The following is an 18,021-nucleotide window of genomic DNA, read 5'->3' as shown; positions in this document are numbered from 1 at the left end:
GCCGTTAGCTGGAGCAGCTCACCTCCAGCGATTTTCCCCAGTCTGGCGGCCGCTGACGATACTCAGCGGCCGTTTCGTCGCTAAAGGGCTGCTGCAGCGCCTGGTGCAGCCGCGCCAGCGCCCCGCTCTCGCCCTTTTCCGCCTCGTCGATCGCCTGCTGCGCCAGATAGTTGCGCAGCACCAGCGCCGGATTAGCGGCCTTCATCTGCTGCTGACGCGTCTCATCCTCTACCCCTTCCTGCAGCAAGCGCGCGCGATAGCGCTGATACCAGCGGTCAAAGGCGTCGCGATCCATAAATTCGTCGCGCAGCGGCGAGCGCGCCTCCTGCTGCTGCGTGTCGCTCAGCAGGCGGAATGTCAGGGTGTAGTCGCTGCGCTCCTGGGTCATCAGCGACAGAAGTTCCACCAGCAGGTCGTTGTCGCCGCTGTCGGGCTGGCTAAAGCCCAGTTTCGCCCGCATACGCTCGCCCCAGACGCGCATCAGCTCTGGCTCGTAGCGGCTCAGCGCCTGCTTAAGCTGGTCGACGCTCAGCAGGCCAGAAAGCGCATGCGCCAGCCGGTTGAGGTTCCACAGGCCGATCATCGGCTGATTTTCGAAGCTGTAGCGCCCCTGATAATCGCTGTGGTTGCAGATAAAGCCGGGCTGATAGTCATCCAGGAAACCGTACGGGCCGTAATCGATCGTCAGCCCCAGCAGCGACATGTTATCGGTGTTCATCACGCCGTGCGCAAAACCCACGCTTTGCCACTGGGCGATCAGGCGCGCGGTACGCTCGACGACGTCGGTAAACCATAAAGCATATTTATCCGCTTCATTGACCAGATGCGGCCAGTGGTGGCGCAGCGCATAGTCCGCCAGCTGTTCGACCTTTTCCTGCTGCTGGCTGTAGAAGAAGTGTTCGAAGTGGCCGAAGCGCAGATGGCTTTCCGCAATGCGCATCAGGGTCGCGCCGCGCTCGGGCGATTCGCGATAAACTGGCTCGTCGCTGATGGCGAGAGCAAGCGCGCGCGTAGTGGGAATGCCGAGATGGTGCAGCGCTTCCGAGGCGAGAAATTCGCGCACCGTGGAACGAATCACCGCGCGCCCGTCCCCCATGCGCGAATAGGGGGTCAGCCCCGCGCCCTTCAGGTGCCAGTCGACCTTGCCGCCCGCGTCGAGGCGCTGCTCGCCCAGCAGAATGCCGCGCCCGTCGCCAAGCTGACCGGCCCAGACGCCGAACTGGTGGCCGCTGTAAACCTGCGCCAGCGGCTGCATGCCCGGCAGCAGCGCGGCGCCGTGCCAGACGCCATGGCCTTCGCTGGCGAAAAGCGCCGCATCGACGCCCAGCGTCTGCGCCAGCGGCGCATTGTGGTAAAACAGGCGTCCGCCCTTGAGCGGCGTCGGCGCCTGAGCGGTATAGAAACCCGGCAGCTCGCGCTGCCAGCTGTTATCAAACAACATAGACTCTCCCGAGCGGCAGCCCGGCGAAACCAGAGCCGCCGTCGCTGTGAATAACCGGATATCGGGCCGTCCCGCCGCAGACACGGCCGCGCGAGACACCGCAAGTATAGTGGTGGGGAATCAAATACAACAGGCGGGCTTAGTCAGGGGCGCGGTATTCTCTGGTAATCAGTCGCGACAGCGACTCAGCCTTCACCGGCGGAAAAAGCGCGCCCTGCAGCGCGGCATGCTGCAGCGTAGCGGTTTTATCGAGTAGCGCGCCGTCATCAATGCCGCAAATAATCATCAGCTGCGTATGGCTGCGAAAGTTATCGACAATGCTCTGAATAAAGGGCTGGAATGAGGCGCGTTTTGCCAGCGACTGAATAAATTGTTTATCCAGTTTAATACAGTCAAACAGATTATCGTAGACCGCGCGGGTGGACGATTTACCCGCGCCGAAGGAAGATAATGATAACCGGAACTGTTGTTTTAGCGCAGAAATAAGAGGGTCATCAATACCGTTTAAAAGCTGCGGAAACGTTTCGCTGAGGTCGAGTAATAAAAAAGGAAGCTGTTTAATTTTACGTATCAGCAATTCACTCGCCAGCAGCGTACGCGCCAGATTTTCATCAATACGCATTAAAGCCAGGAGATGATTTTTATCAAAGAAGTCGCGGTACTGTTCCAGCAAGCCGATCTGCCGCTGCAGCAGGCGTAGCCTCTGCGTCTCATCAAGCTGCGGCAACAGCAAATCCTGCGGCAAGGTGACAGGCGCAGTATCATGGACGAACTGGCTAACCAGCTCGACAGCCGCCAGCTGCCCGCTAATTGTGCAGGCAGGATAAAACCAAATTTCCGACTGATAGTCGGCAGATAAATGAACTTTCATTTTTACAGCCAGATTAAGTGGCGACTGGCGCATCGTATATCATCGAAATCGGGCAGGCAATAGTACCAAACGTGGGAAGAGATGGACATCTTTGCCTTTAAATTTCGCTTTGCCCGCTGCGCCAGATCCCTAAGCCAAATAACGGTAGCGTATAAGACCCTTTACCAGAAAATTAACTCTCCGCCCTATTGATATAATTATTCTCCGGCAGCGTAAAGTGCCATTTTAAATAAGAGTTATAAAATGCGCTATGTGTCGCTGCTATTTTCTTGCTATTTCGACAATCGCCAGCGGGGGCGTTTATTAATTTGCCTTAGATACGCCGCGCCTGCCAGAAGGCTTTGCGCCAGTAAACGTTGTCGAGCGAAGAGCGAATCACGCCCTGGCTGGTAGAGGCGTGGATAAAAGCGTTGTCGCTGTCGTAGATGCCGACGTGCAGACCGTTTTCGCCGCGGCCGGTTTTAAAGAAGACCAGATCGCCCGGCTGCAGCTCATCTTTGCTGATGCGCGTACCGATATCGCTCTGCGCCCGCGTGCTGCGCGGCAGTTGCAGATCGAACCTGTCACGCATGGTGAGATAGACAAACCCTGAACAGTCGACGCCGCCGCGGCTCATGCCGCCGTAGCGATAAGGGGTGCCGCGCCACTGCCCCAGTTGCTCGTTGAGCTGGGCCACCACCATAATAGAATCTGACAGTCGGCCGTTCACCGGCGGCGCACGATGGCCGCTACATCCCGCCAGTATCAGCACCAGTAAAATCACGCCCATCCGCATTTGCGCGCCTCTCCTTTAATCGCAACGGCCTCACTCTAGCGTCAGGCACGCAGCCTGGCAAGACGCGACGTTCAGGGTTGTATGGTCAGCAGCGGCTGGCCGTCCAGCTCCAGCTGGCGGAACGGAATCGCGTAGAGCCCGCTGAGGCGCTCGGGCGTAAGGATCGATGCGGCCGCGCCCTGCGCCACCACACGGCCCTGCCCCATCAGCCAGACGCTGTCGGCATGGCGCAGCGTATGGTTAAGATCGTGGCTGCTGGCGATGACGCAGACGCCGGCGCGCCGCAGCCCGACGATCAGGTTATGCACGGCGTGTTGCTGGGCGATATCCAGCCCGGTCATCGGTTCGTCCAGCAGCAGCACCCGGCCTTGCGGGTTGAGGGCGGGATCAATCTGGGCGAACGCTGCCGCCAGTCTGACGCGCTGCCACTCGCCGCCCGACAGCTGCGTCAGCGGGCGCATCAGCTTGTCCTGCAGCTGCAGCGTCTCAAGCAGCCCGCTCAGCGCCTCCTGCGATCGCGCGTCGCTCAGGTGCAGACGCAAATAGTGGTAGACCGGCATCACGCCGGGCGCGATCTGCTGCGGCAGCCAGGCGCGCACCCGCGCCAGTGCCGCGCCGCGCCATTCGCGCAGCGGACGCTGCAGCAGCTGAATCTCCCCTTCGCCCGCCAGCATTCCCGCCATCAGCGCCAGCAGGCTGCTTTTGCCTGCGCCGTTGGGCCCGACCAGGTGCAGCAGCGTGCCGGCGCCCACGTCGGCGGAAAAAGGCGCCAGCCGTCCAGGAACGGCGGCGTCCTTAAGGCTCAGCACCATTTACTGCGCCAGCGCCTGCTGAATGCGCTGCTGGATAAGGGCGTCGTCCGGCGTCATATCCGGCGCGAAGCGCTGCACCACGTTGCCCTCGCGGTCAATCAGGAACTTTTCAAAATTCCACAGGATATCGCCAGGCGCTTTCGGCGCGCGGCCTTTGCTCGCCATGCGCTCGTAGAAGCCGCTGCCTTCGGGACGCACCGCCTCCGGCTGCGCCGCCACCAGCTGGGTGTAGAGCGGATGGCGCGCCGGGCCGTTGACGTCGCCTTTGGCCAGCAGGGGAAAGGTGACGCCGTAGGTGGTGCTGCAGAAGGTTTTGATTTCGTCGTTGCTGCCCGGCTCCTGCTCAAGGAACTGATTGCAGGGAAAGCCGAGCACGCTAAAGCCCTGCGCCTGATACTGCTGCTGCAGCGCCTCCAGCTGCTCGTACTGCGGCGTAAGGCCACATTTCGACGCCACGTTAACCACCAGCAGCACCTTGCCCTGCCACTGCTCCAGCGTGGTTTTCTCGCCGTCGATGGTGGTGACTTCTGTTTGATAAAGGCTCATAAAACTCTCCTGTAAAGATGCAGAAAGCCAGCCGAGGCTAGCGTGAAGATTTAACTAACAGCGCAATAAACAGCGGCGCGCCGAGCGTGGCGGTCACCACGCCAATCGGCAGCTCCGCCGAGGTCAGCGCCAGCCGCGCGATAATATCGGCGGCGAGCAGTACGCCTGCGCCCGCCAGCGCCGAGGTCGGCAGCAGATAACGATGGTCGCTGATGCCGCTGAGCCGCAGCAGATGCGGTATTACCAGGCCGACAAAACCGATCGCGCCCGCCATGGCGACGCTGACGCCCACCAGCCAGCCCATCGCCAGCACCAGCACATTACGCCAGAAAAAAAGCGACAGGCCGAGCTGCTGCGCCGAGGCTTCACCGAGCGCCAGCAGATTGAGCACGCGCGCGGAGGCGATCAGCCCAGCGGTAACCGGCAGCAGCGCCAGCATCATCCAGCCATAGCGCCAGTCGATGCCGCTGAAGCCGCCCATCATCCAGTACATCAGCTGGCGCAGGTCGAGGCTGGTGCTGAAATAGACCGCCCAGGTCATGATGGCGCTGCAGATAATGCCCAGCGCCACGCCGGTCAGCAGCAGCCGCGTGACGGAGAGCTGCCGGTGGGCGAAATGCAGCAGGATCAGGGTGATCAGCAGCGCGCCCGCCATCGCCGCCAGACTGAGGCTCCAGAGCGAACCGCTGCCGAACAGCACGCCCAGCACCAGCCCGATGCCGGCGCCGTTAGAGACGCCGAGCAGGCCCGGCTCCGCCAGCGGGTTGGTAAACAGCGCCTGCATCACCACGCCGCACACCGCCAGCGCCGCGCCGACCAGCACGACCGCCAGGGTACGCGGCAGACGCAGCTGCCAGACGAACAGCCGGCCGCTGTCGCTCAGCCACTGCGCTGGCGCGATCCAGCTATCCCCCGCGCACAGGCTGAGCACCATTAACGCCAGCAGAAGAAGACAGAGCGCCGTGAGCGCGCGACGGCTGCGGCGATCCGCCTGATAAGCAAGCTGATCCAGCAGGGACATAGTTGAGGATTCATTGAGAAAACAGAGATTTGATTGTAGAGAGATTGGCAGAAAAAGAAAGGCTGGCGTAGGCGGCGCCGTCGGGCACCGCCTCGAGGGTTAGCCTTGCGCCGGGCGCGGCGGCGGCGGCTCGCCGTGCGGCTGACGATCGCTGCGCGATGCATTCTCGCGTTTCGCTATAAAAAGCGCGCGCGGCGCGCAAATGAAAAAGGCCGCGTAAGCGGCCTTTTTAGAACACTGAAATCGGTCAGTCGTTATCTTTCGGGGAAGCGTTTTCGACGCGGCTTTTCAGCTTCTGACCCGGGCGGAACGTTACCACGCGGCGCGCGGTAATTGGAATATCTTCCCCCGTTTTTGGATTCCTGCCTGGACGCTGATTTTTATCGCGCAGGTCGAAATTACCAAACCCAGACAGTTTTACCTGTTCACCATTCTCCAGAGCGCGGCGAACCTCTTCAAAAAACAGCTCCACCAGCTCTTTTGCGTCGCGTTTGCTCAGCCCAAGCTTCTCAAACAGGTACTCTGACATTTCAGCTTTTGTAAGCGCCATAGGTTCAATCCCTCAAGGTTGCCTGGAATCGCTCTTTTAATGCCGCAACGCATTTGCCAACGGTCGCGGCAATCTCCTCTTCTTCGAGTGTCCGGCTGGTATCCTGCAAAATCAGGCTGATGGCGAGGCTCTTGAAACCCTCTTCAACGCCCTTACCGCGGTACACGTCAAACAAGTTTACGCCAACTACCTGATTTACGCCAACTTTCTTACACTCGGCGATGATATCTGCTGCGGGGACGTTTTCAGCCACCACCACAGCGATATCGCGACGGTTCGCCGGGAAGCGTGAAATCTCGCGCGCTTCAGGCAGGACGCGGTCTGCGACCTTATTCCAAAGCAGTTCAAAGACTAAGGTGCGGCCGTTGAGATCCAGCTTACGTTCCAGCTCAGGATGAACCACCCCGATAAATCCGATTCGTTCTTCATGCAAATAGATCGCCGCACTCTGCCCCGGATGCAGCGCCGGATTGGCCTCCGCGCGGAAGCGGATGTCGTCCAGCTTGCCGGTTAAATCGAGCAGCGATTCTAAATCGCCTTTCAAATCATAGAAGTCAACCGCCTGACGCGCCAGATCCCAGTGCTCTTCATTGCGATTGCCGCTCAGCACACCCGCCAGCATAAGATCCTGACGGATGCCTAAATTCGCCTGGGTATCAGGGACAAAGCGCAAACCGCTTTCAAACAGGCGCACGCGACTCTGCTGGCGGTTCTGGTTATAGACCACAGCGCTCAGCAGGCCGGTCCACAGCGACAGGCGCATGGCTGACATTTCGCTGGAGATAGGGCTTGGCAGGATCAGCGCCTCTTCGCCCGGATGCAGCAGCTGCTGGATTTTCGGGTCGACGAAGCTGTAGGTGATCGCTTCCTGATAGCCTTTATCCACCAGCAGATTTTTCACGCGCTTCAGCGAGAGATCTGCCTCGCGGTGCTGCGTCATCACCAGGCCCGCCTGCACCGGCACGTCCGGGATATTGTTATAGCCGTAGATGCGGGCGACTTCCTCAATCAGATCTTCTTCAATCGCCATGTCAAAGCGCCAGCTCGGCGCAACCGCTTTCCACTCGCCCTGGCCCGACGTCACCTCGCAGCCGAGACGCGTCAGAATATCGGTCACCTGCTCGTCGGCGACGGCGTGACCAATCAGGCGGTCCAGCTTCTCGCGGCGCAGCGTAATAGTGGCACGCGGCGGCAGCGCCGCGTCGTGCGTCTGGTCGATAACCGGGCCGGCCTGGCCGCCGCAGATATCCAGCAGCAGCTGGGTGGCGCGCTCGATAGCCTTGTGCTGCAGCGCCGGATCGACGCCGCGCTCGTAGCGGTGCGAGGCGTCGGTGTGCAGGCCATGACGGCGCGCGCGGCCGGTAATCGCCAGCGGAGCGAACCAGGCGCATTCGAACAGAATATTCTGCGTCTCTTCATTGACGCCGGAATGCTCCCCGCCGAAGATACCGCCCATTGCCAGCGCTTTATGGTGATCGGCAATGACCAGGGTGTCGCTGTTGAGCTTCGCTTCGCTGCCGTCGAGCAGCGTCAGGGTTTCGCCCTCTTCCGCCATGCGCACCACGATGCCGCCGTCGATACGGTCCAGGTCGAAGGCGTGCATCGGCTGGCCCAGCTCAAGCAGCACGTAGTTGGTGATATCCACCACCGGATCGACAGAGCGAATGCCGCAGCGGCGCAGCTTTTCACGCATCCAGAGCGGAGTGGCGGCTTTCACATTGATCCCTTTCACCACGCGGCCAAGGTAGCGTGGGCAGGCGTCAGTGGCGTCGACGCGGATCGGGAAGGTATCGGGGATGGCGGCGGCCACTGGCTCGATTGCTGGCGCGGTCATTGGCAAGCCGTTCAGCACCGCTACGTCGCGCGCAATGCCGATGATGCCGAGACAGTCGGCGCGGTTCGGCGTGACGCTGATCTCAATGGTGTTGTCGTCGAGCTTCAGGTAGTCGCGGATATCCGTGCCGATCGGCGCATCGCCCGGCAGTTCGATAATGCCGTTGTGATCGTCGGAAATGCCCAGCTCGGAGAATGAGCAGAGCATGCCCTCAGACGGCTCGCCGCGCAGCTTCGCCGCTTTAATTTTAAAATCGCCCGGCAGTACGGCGCCCACGGTAGCGACCGCCACCCTGAGGCCCTGACGGCAGTTCGGCGCGCCGCAGACGATATCCAGCAGACGATCGCCGCCGACGTTGACCTTAGTGACGCGCAGCTTGTCGGCATTTGGGTGCTGGCCGCACTCGACCACTTCGCCGACCACTACACCGTGAAAAGCGCCGGCAACCGGCTCCACGCCGTCCACTTCCAGACCGGCCATGGTGATCTGTTCAGAAAGGGCAGCGCTGTCCAGAGCCGGGTTTACCCATTCACGTAACCAGAGTTCACTGAATTTCATTGGATAACCTGCCCTTATTTAAATTGTTTGAGGAAACGTAAGTCATTTTCGAAGAAGGCGCGCAAGTCGGTAACGCCGTAGCGCAGCATGGTGAGGCGCTCCATGCCCATGCCAAAGGCGAAGCCAGAGTAAATCTCCGGGTCGATGCCGACGTTGCGTAATACGTTCGGATGCACCATGCCGCATCCCAGCACTTCCAGCCATTTGCCGTTTTTGCCCATGACGTCGACTTCCGCTGACGGTTCGGTGAACGGGAAGTAGGAAGGACGGAAACGGATCTGCAAATCTTCCTCAAAGAAGTTGCGCAGGAAGTCGTGCAGCGTGCCTTTCAGATTGGTAAAGCTGATGTTCTTGTCGACGATCAGCCCTTCCATCTGGTGGAACATCGGGGTGTGCGTCTGGTCGTAGTCGTTACGATAGACGCGGCCCGGCGCGATGATGCGAATCGGCGGCTGCTGATTTTTCATGGTGCGGATCTGCACGCCGGAAGTCTGGGTGCGCAGCAGGCGCGTGGCGTCGAACCAGAAGGTGTCGTGATCGGCGCGCGCCGGGTGGTGGCCCGGGATATTCAGCGCGTCGAAGTTGTGATAGTCATCCTCGATTTCCGGGCCGGTCACCACCGCGAAACCCAGCTCGCCAAAGAAGGTTTCAATGCGATCGATGGTGCGGGTGACCGGATGCAGACCGCCATTTTCCGTGCGGCGTCCCGGCAGCGAGACGTCGATGGTTTCGGCAGCCAGGCGAGCGTTGAGCGCGGCGGATTCCAGCGTCTCTTTGCGCGCGTTCAGGCGCTCCTGCACCTGTTGCTTGGCGTCGTTGATCACCGCGCCCGCAGCCGGACGCTCTTCCGGCGGCAGCTCGCGCAGCGTGGTCATCAGCTGCGTCAGGTGGCCTTTTTTACCGGTATATTCGACGCGCACCGCGTCAAGGGTGGCGATATCCGTCGCCTCGTCGATAGCGGCTGTGGCGCGGGCCACCAGTTCTGCGAGTTGGGACATGGTTTCCTCTTCTTCCAGGCGGGCTGGTCATTTCTCGTTGGGACGTTGCCGTCATGCTTCGCCAGAAACACGAAAGCCTCCACGAGGGAGGCTTTCGGCGCGATTTTTCGTTTCTTTTCTATGCGCAAAAGCCCCTGAGTGTCAGGTGCTAAAGTAAAAAAAGAAACGAAAAATAGCAGCATTCATGCTTGCGTTACCTTACTGTGACTCTGAGGGCACTATTGAAAAGCCCTGCGGTGAAAATGTCAATCTTTTGCTTGAGTTACGGGCAATAAAAAAGGGAGCAAGCTCCCTTTTTCATCTGACTTACGCCAGAGCTGATTTTGCTTTTTCGACCAGTGCGGTGAACGCCACTTTGTCGAATACAGCGATGTCAGCCAGGATTTTACGGTCAATTTCAATGGACGCTTTTTTCAGGCCATTGATGAAACGGCTGTAAGAAATGCCGTTCTGACGCGCTGCAGCGTTGATACGCGCAATCCACAGTTGACGGAACTGACGCTTACGTTGACGACGGTCACGGTAAGCATACTGACCAGCTTTGATAACAGCCTGGAAGGCAACGCGGTAAACACGTGAACGTGCACCATAGTAGCCTTTAGCTTGTTTTAAGATTTTCTTGTGACGTGCGCGAGCAATTACACCACGTTTAACGCGAGCCATGTGAGCTCTCCTGTATCAATATTCTGTGATGCCTTTATCCCCTGCCGGCCAGCGGCCGTTATGCAGAGTCGTCGAGGCAGATTTATAAAAAAGTTAACTTATGCGTACGGCAGGCAGGCAACAACCAGACCCAGATCGCCTTTAGACACCATGCCTTTCGGGCGCAGGTGACGTTTACGCTTAGTTGATTTTTTAGTCAGAATATGACGCAGGTTTGCGTGCTTGCGCTTGAAGCCGCCAGAAGCGGTCTTCTTGAAGCGCTTAGCGGCGCCACGTACAGTTTTAATCTTTGGCATTTTAAAAATATCCACTTCGCATTGTTAATAAAACGAATCAGACAGGCGAACAAAAAGCCGCACAGCGCGAACGCTGCGCGGTCGTTGTTACTTGAAAGCCTACTGTTTCTTCTTGGGAGCGAGCACCATAATCATCTGGCGGCCTTCGATCTTCGATGGGAAGGATTCGACCACTGCCAGTTCTGTCAGATCGTCTTTGACGCGGTTAAGCACTTCAATGCCGATCTGTTGGTGCGCCATCTCACGACCGCGGAAACGCAGCGTGATTTTGGCTTTATCGCCTTCTTCCAGAAAACGAATCAGGCTGCGGAGTTTTACCTGATAGTCGCCTTCATCGGTACCAGGACGGAATTTAATTTCCTTAACCTGGATAACTTTTTGCTTCTTCTTCTGTTCCTTAGAAGATTTGCTTTTTTCATAAAGGAACTTGCCGTAATCCATAATACGGCACACCGGCGGTTCGGCGTTGGGGCTGATCTCTACTAAATCAACGCCCGCTTCTTCAGCTTTTTCAATAGCTTCGCGAAGGCTGACAATACCAATCTGTTCGCCATCCACGCCAGTTAAGCGTACTTCAGTGGCACGGATTTCACCGTTGATTCGATTCGGACGCGTCGGTTGTACTCGTTTTCCGCCTTTAATAACCTTATTCCTCTAATTGGTGAAGATTGCGGCTGCGAATCTCTTGTTGCAGCTTCTCAACAAACACATCGATGTCCATCGTCCCGAGGTCTTTACCACGGCGGGTGCGAACGGCGACTTTGCCTGCTTCCACCTCTTTGTCACCGCAAACCAGCATGTAAGGGACGCGACGTAATGTGTGCTCGCGGATTTTAAAGCCTATCTTCTCGTTTCTCAAGTCTGCTTTCACACGAATGCCAGCATTCTGCAATTTGCGTGTCAACATGTCGACATATTCCGCCTGCGCATCGGTGATATTCATCACCACCGCCTGCATTGGCGCCAGCCACGTCGGGAAGAACCCAGCGAACTCTTCGGTCAGGATGCCGATAAAGCGCTCCATCGAGCCAAGAATCGCGCGATGAATCATTACCGGGGTCTGACGGTCGTTATTTTCGCCCACATAGGTGGCGTCCAGACGTTTTGGCAGGGAAAAGTCTAGCTGAACTGTGCCGCACTGCCAGGCGCGATCGAGACAGTCATATAATGTGAATTCAATTTTCGGGCCGTAGAATGCACCTTCTCCGGGCTGAAATTCAAATGGAATTTCGTTTTCATTCAGCGCGGCGGCCAAATCTTCTTCCGCGCGGTCCCACATTTCATCGGTGCCGATGCGCTTCTCGGGACGCGTGGAGAGCTTCACCACGATCTTTTCAAAGCCGAAGGTGCTGTACATGTCATAGACCATGCGAATACAGCTGTTCACTTCGTCGCGCACCTGATCTTCGGTACAGAAGACGTGAGCGTCATCCTGCGTAAAGCCACGAACGCGCATCAGGCCATGCAGCGCGCCTGACGGCTCGTTGCGGTGACAGCTGCCGAACTCCGCCATGCGCAGCGGCAGATCGCGGTAGGATTTCAGCCCCTGATTGAAGATCTGCACGTGGCCCGGGCAGTTCATCGGCTTAATGCAGTATTCGCGGTTTTCTGAAGAGGTAGTGAACATCGCCTCTTTGTAGTTTTCCCAGTGCCCGGTTTTTTCCCACAGCACGCGGTCCATCATAAAGGGACCTTTCACTTCCTGGTACTGGTACTCTTTCAGCTTGCTGCGCACGAACACTTCCAGCTCGCGGAAGATGGTCCAGCCGTCATTATGCCAGAAAACCATGCCCGGCGCCTCTTCCTGCATATGGTAGAGGTCAAGCTGCTTGCCGATCTTGCGGTGGTCGCGCTTCGCCGCCTCTTCCAGACGCTGCAGATAGGCGTTGAGCTGCTTCTTATCCGCCCAGGCGGTGCCGTAGATACGCTGCAGCATTTTATTGTTGCTGTCGCCGCGCCAGTAGGCGCCTGCGATTTTCTGCAGCTTGAAGTGGTGGCAGAAACGCATATTCGGCACGTGCGGACCGCGGCACATGTCGACATACTCTTCGTGATGATAGAGGCCAGGACGATCGTCGTGGCTGATGTTCTCATCCAGAATCGTGATTTTGTAGCTCTCGCCGCGCTCGGCGAACACCTCGCGCGCCTGCTGCCAGCTAACGACTTTTTTCACTACGTCGTAGTTGGTTTCGGCCAGCTGGTGCATGCGTTTTTCCAGCGCGTCGATATCTTCCTGCGTCAGGGTATGATCGAGATCGACGTCATAGTAGAAGCCGTTGTCGATAACCGGACCGATCGCCATTTTCGTATTGGGCCACAGCTGCTTAATCGCGTGCCCCAGCAGATGCGCACAGGAGTGGCGAATAATTTCCAGCCCCGCTTCATCTTTAGCCGTGATGATGGCGACGGAGGCATCTTCGGTGATGGGATCGACCGCATCCACCAGCTGCCCATTCACGCGTCCGGCAATGCAGGCTTTCGCCAGGCCAGGACCGATGTCCAGCGCAATATCCATCACGCTTACCGCGCGGTCATAGCTGCGCTGGCTGCCATCAGGAAGAGTAATTACAGGCATTTCATATCCTTAATTGCAGTGGTAAGCCACACGAAAGCTTACATACAACATTGAGTAGAGTTGATTGCCCGGCGCGATGTCAGACCCACATTGTCGGAATGACGCCGGGAATAGTAGTGCGGCGCTGATGATAACAGCTTTGAGCGGTGAGCAAAACCCGCCCTCTTGCCGCTAAGTTGAGGAGCCGACGAAAAAAAACCGCAGACGGGCTGCGGTCAGGAAGCGATTACGGTGTGAATTACATCGCGTAGGTCAGCATGATGCTGGTTTTGGTGTCGGTGCGATCGGGAGCGGACTCGGGCGGGTTGTTGTTCCAGGTCACGTTATACGCCAGCTTCAGCGCAAAGTGATCGTTGATGCCCACCTGTAGACCCGTTTCCGAGTTGACGGTGGTGTCTTCGCCAAAGCTGCTCAGCACAGAGACGCCCTGAATGAATTTGGTGTTGTCGGTCAGCTGCCACTGATAGCTCAGCGCGCCGTAGCCCAGTGCTTTGGTTTCGCTGCCGCCGTCGTGGAAATCGTCATAGCGCACGCCCGGACCAAATTCCGCGCGCAGCGAATGAATCGGCCCGCTCAGGATCTGACGACCGTAACCGGCGGTCAGCACATCGCGTGAGTCGTAGCCGTTAAAGCGATCGCTCAGCCAGCTCGCCTGACCAAACAGGTAGTCGAAGCTGTTGAGGTTGTAGCGCGAACGGCCGCCGATGCTGTAGGTTTCAGAAGAGCGCTCGTCGTTGGACGAGGTGTTCGCCGCGTTACCCCACAGGCTGTAAGCCATAGAGCTCTGATACCACGTCATGTTGGTTTGCGCAGTCAGCGAGGAGCTGGTGGTGTTACCGGTCTGCGCCAGGTAGCCTGCGGAGGCGCTGCCGTCGAACGGTTTTTTCGCCGTTGAAGGATCGTCCATCGCAGTAAAAACGGTGTTGTCCGCCAATGCCTGGTGGCAAAATGCGCCGGCGGAAAGCAAAAGAACGGCTGAGAGCTTGTGAAGCACTTTCATTTATTGTGACCCGTACAACAGTTTAAAAAAGAGTGAGTGTGAAGAGTTTTACCGGCCAATCAACGCAATTTACGGTAAGTATTGTAAATAAATATTAACCTGGCTGAAACAGGCTTCACACAGGCTATCCCGCTTGTTTGTTGGGATTTTTCTCATTAACGGCGCGCATTATAGAGGGCGTCTGGCTGAAAAGCAGTGGCGCGATGACAAAATTTTTCTGCGCCACCCGTCAGCGCCTTTACCCTGCTTTACTTTTGTGCCTGCTCTAAATAACCGCTTTATCCTGTTCATTATTCGCGCATTTTTTAACCATGGTCTACGCTGAGCACAGTCATGCCGCACAGAGGTGAAACATGAGCGACGATCTCAAGCGTTACATTGTCACATTTCACTATCAGGAATCGGGCCTCGGTGATATTCAGGCGCTCAACAGCGCGATGATCGCCACCGGCTTTAGCACAACGCTTAACGATGATCAGGGCCACCCGCACGAGCTGGGCACCAATAGCTTTGGTCTGGTCAGCGCCCTGTCACAGGAGGATCTGCAGCGTCAGGCCACTGCCGTGGGCGAAAGCGTACTGCATCAGACACCCGACGTCGCCGTCACCACGCTGGAGGCGTTCTTAGGTGACGCGGCGCAGTAGCCGCGCTCGCCATCCGTTCCGGTAAGCTGTGCGCAAGCGCGGGTTTTCAGCGATATTGAGGCGATATAATCGTTTTTATGTTGCAGACCACTCTGACTGACACCGCAGCCTGACAGGTTAAAAGAGGATCGCCCATGTGGAACGCTATTAGTCGTCTGTTAAGCGAACAGTTTGGCCAGGCCGACATTACCGATCGCCACGAGCTGCCCGGCGGCGACGTTCATCCCGCCTGGCGCTTTCGCTATGGCGAGCATGACGTCTTTATGAAGTGCAACAGCCGCGAAATGCTCACCCTTTTCACCTGGGAGGCCGATCAGCTGGCGCTGCTGGCGCGCACCCAAAGCGTGCGCGTGCCGGCGGTCTACGGCGTCGGCCACCATCGCGATCAGAGCTTTTTACTGCTGGAGTATATTGCGCCGCAGCCGCTGGACGCGGAGAACGCCTTTCAACTCGGCCAGCAGCTGGCGCGCCTGCATCAGTGGAGTGAACAGGCGCAGTTCGGCCTCGACTTCGACAACAACATCACGACTACGCCGCAGCCCAATAGCTGGCTGCGCCGCTGGTCGGTTTTCTTTGCGGAGCAGCGCATCGGCTGGCAGCTGCAGCTGGCGGAAGAGAAAGGCATCGCCTATGGCAATACGGAAGAGATCGTCAACTGCGTGCAGCGCGCGCTGGCCACCCACCAGCCGCAGCCTTCCCTGCTGCATGGTGACCTCTGGCCGGCCAACTGCGCCGGCAGCGCCAGCGGTCCCTGGCTGTTCGATCCCGCCTGCTACTGGGGCGACCGCGAATGTGACCTGGCGATGCTCGGCTGGTTTCCCGATTTGCCGCGACAGATCTATGAGGGCTATCAGTCGGTCTGGCCGCTGCCGGACGGCTTCTCGCAGCGGCAGCCGGTCTACCAGCTCTACTACCTGCTTAACCGCGCTAACGTTTTCGGCGGCAGCTGGTTAAGCGAGGCGCGCTTCGCCGTCGCGCGCCTGCTGGAAGAGGATGCGCTAGCGCAGCGTCAGGCCAGACTGGCCTGACGCCTTACAGAAAGCCGAGCAGCGACAGCGCGAAGTAACCGGCGACGGCGATCGCTACCGGCAGGATATAAAGCGGAAAGATTTGCAGGAAAATCGTGTGGTGCGGCACGCGAATTTTCTCTTCCAGCTGCTGGCGCGTGCGGGCATCGCTGCCGCGCGCCTGCTCAAGAATGAGCTGATCCTCAATACCCTCTTTGATATGGCGCGCCTGACGCGCCATGCGCGAACCGGACGCTTCCAGCGCCAGGCCGACGAAAATCAAAATATAGATAATCCAGAAGCCGATATTCATCTGACCGTTAAACTCCGGCACCGGCGAGTTACGCCAGAAGAAACCGAGGAACGGCGTGTTGAAACGGATCATATCGACGATGACATGGACAAAATCGAGCATCACGGCGTCGATGCCCGGTTGTTTTTCACTGTGCCTGAACATAAAGCCCAGCACTGAAATCGCGGTCGACAGCAGCGCGAGCAAAAAAATCGCCCAGCCAGCCACTCGCTTGAGGATGGCAATGCGGCCAGCCTGTTGATAAGTCATGGTATCTCCTGTACCTGAATCCCGTTTGCAGCCAGTCTACCTGCCTGTGGTTTTTATTTCCCGTAAAAAGCGCCGCCTGCGTCACTTTCGCCGCGCGCGCTGGCCCATGATAAGGTAGCGCAAATTCTACAAGGAGCCAGCCGATGCGTTACACCCGCCCCGTTTATGCCGCCCTGTTTGATATGGATGGTCTGATTATCGATTCCGAACCGCTGTGGGATCGGGCCGAACTGGATGTTTTTGCCACGCTCAACGTCGACCTGTCACGCCGCAACGAACTGCCCGACACGCTGGGCCTGCGCATCGATCAGGTGGTGCGCATGTGGTATGAAACCCTGCCCTGGTCAGGCCCGGATCAGCAGACGGTTACGGCACGCATTATTGCCCGCGCGCTGGCGCTGATCGAGGAGCAGCGCCCGCTGCTTCCGGGGGTGAAGCAGGCGCTGCAGCTCTGTCGGCAGCGCGGGCTGAAAACCGGGCTGGTCTCCGCCTCGCCGCTGATGATGCTGGAGCGGGTGCTCGCCCTGTTCGATCTGCGCGACCAGTTCGACGTGCTGGTCTCCGCCGAGGCGCTGCCCTACAGCAAGCCGCATCCGCAGGTCTATCTTGACGCCGCCGCGCGGCTGGGCGTCGATCCGCTCAACTGCGTGACGCTGGAGGATTCGGTTAACGGCATGATCGCCACCAAAGCGGCGCGTATGCGTTCTGTTGTGGTGCCGCCCGCCGCGCTGCGCGACGATGCGCGCTGGTCGCTGGCTAACGTAAAGCTGGACAATCTGACCCAGCTTACCGCAGCGCATCTGCTGGGCGATGCCGCTCGCTAAACCCTGTGCGACGAGGCGAACGCGCCGCCTGTTCGAACCCGCCCGCCGCCGGCGGGTTTTTCTTTACGGCATGATCCTCCTCTCAAATAAATAAAACAGCGTTTCATTTTTATTGAATTGATCTCCCACTCCTCCTAAGATGCCCTCAGACGCCCTGCGGGGCCTGTGTATCTGTTTCGCCAGAGGGGACCAGAATGGACGTTCGTCAAAGCATTCATAGCGAGCATGCCCGTCAGCTCGACACCGCCGCGCTGCGCCGCGAATTCCTGATTGAAAAAATCTTTGAAGCGGACCGCTATACGCTCACCTACAGCCATATCGACCGCATTATTATCGGCGGCGTGATGCCGGTCGCCGATGGCGTGACCTTCGGCAACGAGATGGGCAAGCAGTTAGGCGTCAGCTACTTCCTGGAGCGCCGCGAGCTGGGCGTGATTAATATCGGCGGGCCGGGCACCATCGAGGTAGACGGCAAGGTCTGGGAGATCGGGACGGAAGAGGCGCTCTACATCGGTAAAGGCGCGCAGACGCTGAGCTTCCGCAGCAATGATGCCTCGCGCCTGGCGAAGTTCTATTTCAACAGCGCGCCCGCGCACAGTCGCTTTCCCGATAAAAAAGTGGGCAAAGAGGACGCGGTTCGCACCACGCTGGGCGATGCGGCGACCTCAAACCGCCGCACCATCAATAAATATCTGGTGCCGGACGTGCTGCCGACCTGCCAGCTTACCATGGGCCTGACCCGCCTGGACGAAGGCAACCTGTGGAATACCATGCCATGTCACACCCACGAACGCCGGATGGAGGTCTACTTCTATTTCGATATGAATCCGGAAAGCGCGGTGTTTCATATGATGGGCCAGCCGCAGGAGACGCGTCATCTGCTGGTGCATAACGAACAGGCGGTTATCTCGCCCAGCTGGTCGATTCATGCCGGCGTCGGCACCGAACGCTACACCTTTATCTGGGGCATGGTCGGCGAGAATCAGGTATTCGACGACATGGATCATGTCAACATCCGCGATCTGCGCTAAAAAAGGAGGCGCT

At 58.3% G+C, this 18,021-nt stretch carries 20 protein-coding genes and 1 other annotated feature; of the genes, 4 read left to right on the top strand and 16 right to left on the bottom strand.

Annotated features, from left to right (window positions below; genetic code table 11):
* Nucleotides 1–4: 4 nt before the first annotated feature.
* The 15 genes from ACR6A7_RS13990 to ACR6A7_RS13920 all read right to left on the bottom strand — a co-directional run bounded on the left by ACR6A7_RS13990 (nt 5) and on the right by ACR6A7_RS13920 (nt 13,940).
* The gene (locus tag ACR6A7_RS13990; RefSeq protein ID WP_434125516.1) at nt 5–1,441 is read right to left on the bottom strand and encodes a protein adenylyltransferase SelO; all 1,437 of its coding nucleotides are present in this window, start codon (nt 1,439–1,441) and stop codon (nt 5–7) included.
* A 139-nt stretch (nt 1,442–1,580) separates the two neighbouring features.
* Entirely contained in the window at nt 1,581–2,312 is a 732-nt protein-coding gene (locus ACR6A7_RS13985; RefSeq protein WP_434125514.1) for an EAL domain-containing protein, read from the bottom strand.
* A gap of 313 nt (nt 2,313–2,625) precedes the next feature.
* Nucleotides 2,626–3,087 (bottom strand): C40 family peptidase, encoded by a 462-nt coding sequence (locus ACR6A7_RS13980; protein ID WP_033747504.1) that lies wholly within the window; start codon nt 3,085–3,087, stop codon nt 2,626–2,628.
* Between the two features lie 71 nt (nt 3,088–3,158).
* Nucleotides 3,159–3,899 (bottom strand): vitamin B12 ABC transporter ATP-binding protein BtuD, encoded by a 741-nt coding sequence (gene btuD, locus ACR6A7_RS13975; RefSeq protein WP_434125513.1) that lies wholly within the window; start codon nt 3,897–3,899, stop codon nt 3,159–3,161.
* Complete coding sequence (locus tag ACR6A7_RS13970; RefSeq protein ID WP_434125512.1) at nt 3,900–4,445, bottom strand: glutathione peroxidase; 546 nt, start codon at nt 4,443–4,445, stop codon at nt 3,900–3,902.
* 37 nt (nt 4,446–4,482) lie between these two features.
* A complete protein-coding gene (gene btuC / locus ACR6A7_RS13965) occupies nt 4,483–5,466 on the bottom strand; it encodes a vitamin B12 ABC transporter permease BtuC (RefSeq protein ID WP_434125511.1) in 984 nt (327 codons plus the stop codon).
* Between the two features lie 247 nt (nt 5,467–5,713).
* The gene (gene ihfA, locus ACR6A7_RS13960) at nt 5,714–6,016 is read right to left on the bottom strand and encodes an integration host factor subunit alpha (protein ID WP_033747517.1); all 303 of its coding nucleotides are present in this window, start codon (nt 6,014–6,016) and stop codon (nt 5,714–5,716) included.
* 4 nt (nt 6,017–6,020) lie between these two features.
* On the bottom strand, nt 6,021–8,408 hold the full coding sequence (gene pheT / locus ACR6A7_RS13955; RefSeq protein WP_434125510.1) for a phenylalanine--tRNA ligase subunit beta: 2,388 nt from the start codon (nt 8,406–8,408) through the stop codon (nt 6,021–6,023).
* A gap of 14 nt (nt 8,409–8,422) precedes the next feature.
* A complete protein-coding gene (gene pheS, locus ACR6A7_RS13950; RefSeq protein WP_033747521.1) occupies nt 8,423–9,406 on the bottom strand; it encodes a phenylalanine--tRNA ligase subunit alpha in 984 nt (327 codons plus the stop codon).
* A gap of 66 nt (nt 9,407–9,472) precedes the next feature.
* Nucleotides 9,473–9,597, bottom strand: a sequence feature (Phe leader region).
* A complete protein-coding gene (gene pheM / locus ACR6A7_RS13945; RefSeq protein WP_001386830.1) occupies nt 9,548–9,592 on the bottom strand; it encodes a pheST operon leader peptide PheM in 45 nt (14 codons plus the stop codon). It overlaps the preceding feature by 45 nt.
* Before the next feature lie 115 nt (nt 9,598–9,712).
* Nucleotides 9,713–10,069, bottom strand: coding sequence for a 50S ribosomal protein L20 (rplT, locus tag ACR6A7_RS13940; RefSeq protein ID WP_010616241.1), 357 nt, complete (start codon nt 10,067–10,069; stop codon nt 9,713–9,715).
* A 98-nt stretch (nt 10,070–10,167) separates the two neighbouring features.
* Complete coding sequence (gene rpmI / locus ACR6A7_RS13935) at nt 10,168–10,365, bottom strand: 50S ribosomal protein L35 (RefSeq protein ID WP_006118955.1); 198 nt, start codon at nt 10,363–10,365, stop codon at nt 10,168–10,170.
* A gap of 99 nt (nt 10,366–10,464) precedes the next feature.
* A complete protein-coding gene (infC, locus tag ACR6A7_RS13930) occupies nt 10,465–11,007 on the bottom strand; it encodes a translation initiation factor IF-3 (RefSeq protein WP_434125534.1) in 543 nt (180 codons plus the stop codon).
* A 4-nt stretch (nt 11,008–11,011) separates the two neighbouring features.
* The gene (gene thrS, locus ACR6A7_RS13925; protein ID WP_434125509.1) at nt 11,012–12,940 is read right to left on the bottom strand and encodes a threonine--tRNA ligase; all 1,929 of its coding nucleotides are present in this window, start codon (nt 12,938–12,940) and stop codon (nt 11,012–11,014) included.
* A gap of 238 nt (nt 12,941–13,178) precedes the next feature.
* A complete protein-coding gene (locus ACR6A7_RS13920) occupies nt 13,179–13,940 on the bottom strand; it encodes a DUF481 domain-containing protein (protein WP_033747531.1) in 762 nt (253 codons plus the stop codon).
* A 353-nt stretch (nt 13,941–14,293) separates the two neighbouring features.
* On the opposite strand from ACR6A7_RS13920, the gene ghoS reads away from it, so the two are divergent.
* Together ghoS and ACR6A7_RS13910 are read left to right on the top strand one after the other, a co-directional pair.
* Nucleotides 14,294–14,584 carry a type V toxin-antitoxin system endoribonuclease antitoxin GhoS gene (ghoS, locus tag ACR6A7_RS13915; RefSeq protein ID WP_434125508.1) on the top strand — a complete coding sequence of 97 codons (291 nt, stop codon included), beginning with the start codon at nt 14,294–14,296 and terminating at the stop codon, nt 14,582–14,584.
* A 134-nt stretch (nt 14,585–14,718) separates the two neighbouring features.
* The gene (locus ACR6A7_RS13910; protein ID WP_434125506.1) at nt 14,719–15,612 is read left to right on the top strand and encodes a fructosamine kinase family protein; all 894 of its coding nucleotides are present in this window, start codon (nt 14,719–14,721) and stop codon (nt 15,610–15,612) included.
* Between the two features lie 4 nt (nt 15,613–15,616).
* Here the strand turns inward: ACR6A7_RS13910 and ACR6A7_RS13905 are convergent, their stop codons facing one another.
* On the bottom strand, nt 15,617–16,153 hold the full coding sequence (locus ACR6A7_RS13905; protein ID WP_434125505.1) for a YniB family protein: 537 nt from the start codon (nt 16,151–16,153) through the stop codon (nt 15,617–15,619).
* 143 nt (nt 16,154–16,296) lie between these two features.
* Here ACR6A7_RS13905 and hxpB point away from each other — a divergent pair, with 143 nt between their 5' ends.
* Together hxpB and kduI are read left to right on the top strand one after the other, a co-directional pair.
* Complete coding sequence (hxpB, locus tag ACR6A7_RS13900) at nt 16,297–16,977, top strand: hexitol phosphatase HxpB (protein WP_434125504.1); 681 nt, start codon at nt 16,297–16,299, stop codon at nt 16,975–16,977.
* A 194-nt stretch (nt 16,978–17,171) separates the two neighbouring features.
* Nucleotides 17,172–18,008, top strand: coding sequence for a 5-dehydro-4-deoxy-D-glucuronate isomerase (gene kduI, locus ACR6A7_RS13895; RefSeq protein WP_434125503.1), 837 nt, complete (start codon nt 17,172–17,174; stop codon nt 18,006–18,008).
* Nucleotides 18,009–18,021 lie beyond the last annotated feature (13 nt).

It is taken from the genome of Pantoea phyllosphaerae (assembly GCF_051025595.1).
Taxonomy (GTDB): Bacteria; Pseudomonadota; Gammaproteobacteria; order Enterobacterales; family Enterobacteriaceae; genus Pantoea.
This window is presented reverse-complemented; position numbering and strand designations above follow the sequence as displayed.